6 protein-coding genes are annotated in these 6,848 nt (G+C 64.7%); 1 reads left to right on the forward strand and 5 read right to left on the reverse strand.

The genetic code is table 11. From position 1 onward, the window contains the following. Positions 1–114: 114 nt before the first annotated feature. Positions 115–1,569: a cardiolipin synthase gene (gene cls, locus HGB10_08385; GenBank protein ID NTU71819.1), complete on the forward strand. Its 1,455-nt coding sequence runs from the start codon at positions 115–117 to the stop codon at positions 1,567–1,569. 60 nt (positions 1,570–1,629) lie between these two features. On the opposite strand, the gene HGB10_08390 is transcribed toward cls, so the two are convergent. The 5 genes from HGB10_08390 to HGB10_08410 all read right to left on the reverse strand — a co-directional run bounded on the left by HGB10_08390 (position 1,630) and on the right by HGB10_08410 (position 6,644). After that, positions 1,630–2,151 (reverse strand): hypothetical protein, encoded by a 522-nt coding sequence (locus HGB10_08390; GenBank protein ID NTU71820.1) that lies wholly within the window; start codon positions 2,149–2,151, stop codon positions 1,630–1,632. Positions 2,152–2,286: 135 nt separating this feature from the next. After that, positions 2,287–3,990 carry an AMP-binding protein gene (locus HGB10_08395; protein ID NTU71821.1) on the reverse strand — a complete coding sequence of 568 codons (1,704 nt, stop codon included), beginning with the start codon at positions 3,988–3,990 and terminating at the stop codon, positions 2,287–2,289. A 10-nt stretch (positions 3,991–4,000) separates the two neighbouring features. Beyond that, positions 4,001–4,576 (reverse strand): cupin domain-containing protein, encoded by a 576-nt coding sequence (locus HGB10_08400; protein ID NTU71822.1) that lies wholly within the window; start codon positions 4,574–4,576, stop codon positions 4,001–4,003. A gap of 125 nt (positions 4,577–4,701) precedes the next feature. Beyond that, positions 4,702–4,920, reverse strand: coding sequence for a hypothetical protein (locus HGB10_08405; protein NTU71823.1), 219 nt, complete (start codon positions 4,918–4,920; stop codon positions 4,702–4,704). A gap of 95 nt (positions 4,921–5,015) precedes the next feature. After that, on the reverse strand, positions 5,016–6,644 hold the full coding sequence (locus HGB10_08410) for a hypothetical protein (GenBank protein ID NTU71824.1): 1,629 nt from the start codon (positions 6,642–6,644) through the stop codon (positions 5,016–5,018). Between the last annotated feature and the right edge of the window lie 204 nt (positions 6,645–6,848).

The raw sequence follows: 6,848 nt of genomic DNA on the forward strand, positions 1-6,848 counted from the left end.
CGATGATAGCAGGAGCACGCAGCGCGCTCGACGCATGGGCGAGACTCCCATACGCTTGCTGATGACCGCGTCGACAGTTGCCGATACGGGCGATGAACCACCCCGAGGAGCCCCATGAGCTGGTCGACCATCAACAGCATGCCCTGGTACGCGACGGCGGCGCTGTTCCTCTACTGGATCCTCGTGACCATCGCCGTCGTCACGGACGACCGCGAGCCGACCGAGACGCTCGCGTGGATCCTCGTACTGCTGGCGTTCCCGATCGTCGGCCTGGGCTTCTACTACCTCTTCGGCCGCAACTGGAAGAAGCGGGCGCTCAAGGATCCCGAGTACGCGAAGCGCATGGCCCTCGCCGCACCGACGATGCATCGCGTCCGCTCGCAGTACGCGCAGGCACACGACGAGGCGTTGGAGTGGGCGGATGCCCGGGGCTCCGGCACCGTCGTGCGGCTCATCGCCAAGACCGAAGGTGCGACTGCGCTGCCGGCCTACGATGTCGACGTGTTCATCGATGGCGAGACGAAGTTCGCAGCGCTCAAGCGTGACCTTGCCGCGGCGCGCGACACGATCAACATCCAGTACTTCATCTGGGAGCACGACGTGCTGACCGCCGAACTGACCGCGATTCTGCTCGAACGACTCGCGGCCGGCGTTGAGGTCCGGATGCTCAACGACCTCGCAGGCAACCTCACCTACAAGAAGGACGAGATCAAGCAGTTGCAGGCCGCCGGCGCGCGCTTCTTCCACGACGTCATCGACCCGCGCAAGATCAACTACCGCAACCACCGCAAGATCGTCGTCATCGACGGGGTTCTCGGCTATACGGGCGGCATCAACGTCGGCCAGGAGTACATCGACGGGGCGCCCCGTTACCCGGCATGGCGAGACACGCACTGCCGCTTCCATGGCCCCGCAGTCGCTGACCTGCAGCGCCTGTTCGCGCTCAGATGGCTTGCGCGCTCGCGCGAGAACCTCTTCACCGAGCGGTTCTTCCCCGCCGAGTACCCGCAGGACGGCCGGCGCACGCTGGCTCAGATCGTCTCGACAGGCGTCGACATCCAGTGGGATCCGGCACGCCGCGCACACATGGCCGGGATGTCCACCGCCGAGAAGCGCATCTGGATCCAGTCGCCGTACCTGGTGCCGACGCCGGACATCCTCTCGACGATGATCGATGCGGCTCTGGCCGGACTCGACGTGCGCTTCATGATGACCGGCTGGCCTGACAAGAAGATCGCTTACTACGCCGCCGAGTCGTTCTTCCACCAGCTCGTCTCGGCGGGTGTGAAGGTCTACCGATACGACCGTGGCTTCATGCACGCCAAGACGATGACGCTGGACAGCAACATTCTCGTGGTCGGAACGATGAACTTCGACATCCGCAGTCTCGCGCTGCACAAGGAGCTCATGGCGTGGTTCTACGACCCGGAACTCACGCGCCAGCATGAGGAGGCGTTCGTCGCCGATATGGCCGAGTGCAGCCTCGTCACCCTCGAGGAGATCGCATCCTGGTCGCCTGCGCGCCGGCTGCGCAACGCGAGCGCCCGCCTCGCCTCGAACCTGCTGTGACGCAACGGGGCGCGCCCTGACCGGACGCGCCCCGTGAATGTCGAGCTGTGCGAGTGAGCGCTACGGCTTCTTGGTGGTCTCCGTGCTCGCAGGCTCCTCCTCGGGCGCCGCGGTGGCGCTCGTCTCGGCGGCTTGCAGCTCCTGGGTCGCCGCGACGTCGATCTTCCACACCCCGTCGACGTCCTTCATCACGAACGTACCGTTTGAGCCGGCCGCATCCTTGAGCAGAACCACGTTGGCCTGGTTGGGAGATGCGGTCAACGTCAGCGTGCTTCCCTCTGAGGGCACCGTCATCATGATCGAGTCACCGGCCCACGCGTAGGACACTTCGGTCTTGACCGCACCGGGAGGCGCCGCGGTCATGGTCGCCACGCCGAGGATGTCATCCGGGTCGTAGATGCCGGCCTTGAACGCCGCCATGTCCAGTGCACCCTGAGCGACGTACCACTTGGCGACGGACTCGAGCATGGCCTTCTTCTGATCGGTCTCGCTCGGCTTGCAGCCGGTGGCCACGCCAGCGATGAGCAGCACGCACACGAGTGCGGCGATCATCCAAAGCGAGCGACCACGATTGGTCCCCATCTTCACGTCAGTCCCTTTCGTCGTATCGGCAGACAACGTGTGCCCGCCGCCGATGCGCCGCCTGCATTCGCAGTGCGTCCGCCCGATTGTACACGCATGGCACCGGTCGACCTGCTCGGCGCGCGTTCAGTTCTACTAGCCGGCGTCCTGACAACCGTCCGTGCCGGCGGCGTCGCTTGCGAAGACCTTGACGTCGTCCAAGCCGAGTTGGTCGGCAGCCATCTCGCGCAGCTTGTACTTCTGGATCTTGCCGCTCGCCGTCATGGGGAAGGCGTCGACGAAGAACACGTACTTCGGTGCCTTGTACCGGGCCATGCGGGCGCGGCAGAACTCCTGTACGTCACTCTCGGTGAGATCGGTGTCGGCGGCCTTGCGCACGAACGCACCCACGACCTCGCCGTACTTCGCATCAGGCACGCCCACAACCTGCACGTCTTCGACGCCGGGCATCGTGTAGAGGAACTCCTCGATCTCGCGTGGGTAGATGTTCTCCCCGCCGCGGATGATCATGTCCTTGATGCGGCCGGTGATCCGGTAGTAGCCGTCCTCATCGACGGTTCCGATGTCACCGGAGTGCAGCCAGCCCTCGGCGTCGATCGCCTTCTCGGTGGCCTCGGGCATGCTGTAGTAGCCCTTCATGATGTTGTAGCCGCGACAGCACAGTTCGCCCGGGGTGTTGGGCGGGCAGTCGGCGCCCGTCTCGGGATCGATGACACGCACCTCGACCTGATCGTGCTTGCGGCCGACCGTCTCGCACTTGCGCTCGAGCGTGTCGTCGGTCGTGGTCTGCGTGAACACCGGCGACGTCTCAGTCAGGCCGTAGCAGATCGTCATCTCGCTGGCGTGCATCTTGTCGATGACCTGGCGCATCGTCTCGACGGGACACGGCGAGCCGGCCATGATACCGGTGCGCAGCGACGTGAGATCGAACATGTCGAACATGGGGTGCGCAAGCTCGGCGATGAACATCGTGGGTACGCCGTAGAGCGCGGTTGCGCGCTCCTTCTGGATGGCAGCGAGCACGAGCAGCGGGTCGAAGCTCTCGACCGGGATCATAGCCGAGCCGTGCGTGAGCACCGCCAGCACGCCGAGCACGCAGCCGAAGCAGTGGAAGAACGGCACCGGCAGGCACACGCGGTCGGCCTCGGTGAACTTCTGTCGCTCGCCGATGTAGAAGCCGTTGTTGAGAATGTTGCGGTGCGTGAGCATGACGCCCTTCGGGAACCCTGTGGTGCCCGAGGTGTACTGCATGTTGATGGTGTCGGTGTTCTTCAGGCCGGCCTTGGCAGCGGCAAGCGCCTCGTCGTCGCCGTGCGCACCGAGTACGAGCAGCTCGGGCACGTTGTAGAAGCCACGGTGCTTCTCGGGACCCATGTAGAGGAGCGACTTGAGTTTGGGGAACTCGGCCGAGTCGAGGCGGCCGCGCTCCTGCGTCATCGACTCGGGGACGAGCTCGCGCACGATCTGGACGTAGTCGACGTCGCGGAAGGCGTCGATGATCGCGAGCGCCTTCATGTCGGACTGCTTGATGACGTACGCGAGTTCGTGCGCCTTGTAGACCGGGTTCACGGTGACGAGCACGACGCCGATCTTGGCGGTCGCGAACATGAAGGTGAGCCAGTCCGGGACGTTGCGCGCCCATATGCCGAGATGGTCGCCGGGCTCAAGTCCTATCGCGAGCATGCCCTTGGCGAGCTGGTCGACGCGCTCGTTGAACTGCTTCCAGCTCCAGCGCAGGTCGCGGTCGGGGTAGACGATGAAGTCGGCGTCACCGCGGCGGGCGACCATGTCCTCGAAGTAGGCGCCGATGGTCTTCTCTGTATGCAGGGTGATGTCCATCGTGCGCCCCCTACGCCGGTGCGTAGACGACGGCGAGAATGCGTGCGGCGATGTCGCCGTGCGCGCGAAGCTGGTGCGGCACGATCGAGTCGTAGTAGATGCTGTCGCCCGCGCGCAGGACGTGGAGGTCCTTGCCGTACTCGATCTCGATCTCGCCGTTGAGCACGTACACGAACTCCTCGCCCTCGTGGCTCGAGAGCGCACGACCTTCGCCCGTGGCGGGATTGACGGTGATCATGAACGGCTCCATGTGGCGCGAGGTCTTGCCCTCGGCCAGCGAGAAGAAGTCGAGTACACCGGCGTCGCTCGAGGTCTCCAACGACTTGAGGCGCGCGACCTCCTCGGCGGCGTCCTTGCGGGTGATGACCGGACCCACGTGCGAGTCGTCGTCCAGAAGCGTGCCGAGCCGTACGCCCAGCGCGCGAGTGATCTTGATGAGCGGTGCGAGCGACGGCGCGATGTCGCCGCCTTCGAGTCCGGCGATGACCGCGACGTCGCAGTCGCAACGCTGTGCGAGGTCATCGCGTGAGAGCTGCAGCGACTCGCGCAGCGTGGTGATCTTGGCGCCGATCCGGTTGTCAGCCATCTTCACGTCCCCTTCTTCGTGCGCGCGCCAAACACAAGCGCGTGCGCATGACTCCGTCGCAGAAGCGTACTACACGGGAGCCGCGGCCCACCGCAGCCGGGTCGCAACGGGCAACGGCGAAGCGATCAGCCTTCGCCATCGATCTTGTCGAGGAACCGCTCGGCGTCAGCCTCAGCCACTTCGCGCTCAGCCGAGACGAGTTCGCCGGACTGGCCCGAGAGCATCGAGCCGGCCTCGACCGCAACGCCCACGACCTTGGCGACGGTCTCGCGCAAATCCTCCTTGAAGGTGTGCTTGTCCTCTTCGACCGGCTGGTCCTGTTCGGTCGTCTCTTCGTCGCTCATGGCGTGCCCTCCGTTGTCATTCGCGGCGAAGTGGTGACCGCGAGGTGGTGTCTGACGCCATTGTAGCGTCGGACACCACCTCGGCGGAGCGAGATCTACTTCACGACCACCTTCTGTTTCGCGGTCGACGAGCCGAGCAGCCAGTCGTTCTCGGCGAAGACCCAGCGGTAGTAGGCGGTGGACTTCGCCCGGCGCGTATACGTCTTGGTCACCTTTCCGGTGCTGCCGGTCGTGCTGTTCGAGATCGTCGTCCATCCCGTGGTGCCGTTGCTGCTGCGTTGCAGCACGACCTTGACGCCCGAGATGGCCACGCCGCGCTCGTCCTTGAGGGTGACGCCCAGCTTGATCTTGGTCACGCCGCGCTTACGTGTGAACGTCGCGGTCGAACCGAGCGGAGAGCGCGTGAGTGCGGTCGACATGAGGCCGCGGTCAGCGACGTAGACGTCGCTGACGCCGTTGGTGTCGGCCGGCACCAGCGAGGATCCGATATCGAACACCGAGAACCGACCTGCGGCTGACGTGCCGTAGTGCATCCCGGCATCCCCGCCATTACTGTCGGCGACGATCCGCTCGGTGACACCCGACTTGTTGTCATGCAGGAAGACCGCATCCCCGCCCGTTGGCGCCTCCGGCGACAGCCCGCCAGAGCGGGAACTGAACTGCACCCATCGGCCGTCCCCGGAAATCGATGCGAAGTCGCACAGCGAGATTGCCTGAGTGCCGCTTGAACTGACGCTCGCGCGCCACGTCGTGTGAAGGACGCGGTCCCGAACGAAGACGTCGGTCAGACCGTTTGTGTCGTTCGCAACGAGGTTCGTCGCCTCAGACTCGAACGCGACGTATCGGCCGTCACGCGAGATGACCGCTCGAATGCTCGAGGCATCGCCCAACACTCCGCCCGACGAGACGCTCACCATCTCCGTCGTCCCCGACACGAGATCACGCACGAATATGTCACCGGCGCCATTCGTGTCGTTTGGGACGACGTTCGTCGCAGCGCTGTTGAATGCGACATAGCGACCGTTGCCTGAGACGACTCCAAACCCACCGCTGGCTTGCGCGCCAGCGGCTGAAACACTCGCCCGAGTCGTAACCCCGAGCACCCTGTCGCGTACGAAGATGTCGGCGCCGCCGTTCGTATCGCCATCGACGAGGTTGCTGGCGGAGCTATCGAAGCAGACGTATCGGCCGTCATCGCTCACGGAGCAGTAGCGTCCCCAGTTGTTCGCCTCACGACTGAGGGGGCCGACGTTGACCCGATCGGTCGACCCGATGACGCAGTCGCGGATGAAGAAGTCGAGGGTCCCGTTGTTGTCGCCCGCCACCAGGTTGCTAGCGTCCGAACGGAACACGACAAAACGTCCATCCGCCGATATCGCTGGCCAACTCGAGGACTTGTTCGACTGTCCTCCACCGGTCTGCACACTGACCCGAATGGTCTCTCCGGTCAGACGATCCCGTCTGAAGATGTCTTCGAACCCATTGGTGTCGCTGGTTACGAGCGATGTGGCGTCACTTGCAAACACCACGTAGCGACCGTCAGCTGACATGGCAGCGTCCAGAGCCTCCTTGCCCGCCGGAATCTGCACGCCTCCCGTCGCCACGCTGACACGCTCGTATATGAGCGCACCGAACGCCGTTGTCGGCGCGAGCGGATACAGGCACAGACTCGCCAGAACGATTGCGAGTACAGCACGCGTCCCGCATCTCCGTGTATCAGCCACGGTTTCCACCCCCTGCGCAGGATGAACAGAGCCCCTCAGCAGGTTTGTACCCCCTTCTGAGCGAGAGTGACTGCGCCGTGTGGCCGCTCACAATCGGAGGTGGAGGCGCCTCGCCGGCAGGAACCTACCGCAGCTGCCCGAGCACCAGGCTCGCGGCAATCCACCACATCACTCCGGCGATTGCGGCGTCGAGGATGCGCCAGG

It is taken from the genome of Coriobacteriia bacterium (assembly GCA_013334745.1).
GTDB lineage: Bacteria > Actinomycetota > Coriobacteriia > Anaerosomatales > JAAXUF01 > JAAXWY01.

Coding starts and splice junctions, on each gene's coding strand:
- cls (NTU71819.1), top strand. CDS start 115: ATGAGCTGGTCGACCATCAACAGCATGCCCTGGTACGCGACGGCGGCG.
- HGB10_08390 (NTU71820.1), bottom strand. CDS start 2,151: ATGGGGACCAATCGTGGTCGCTCGCTTTGGATGATCGCCGCACTCGTG.
- HGB10_08395 (NTU71821.1), bottom strand. CDS start 3,990: ATGGACATCACCCTGCATACAGAGAAGACCATCGGCGCCTACTTCGAG.
- HGB10_08400 (NTU71822.1), bottom strand. CDS start 4,576: ATGGCTGACAACCGGATCGGCGCCAAGATCACCACGCTGCGCGAGTCG.
- HGB10_08405 (NTU71823.1), bottom strand. CDS start 4,920: ATGAGCGACGAAGAGACGACCGAACAGGACCAGCCGGTCGAAGAGGAC.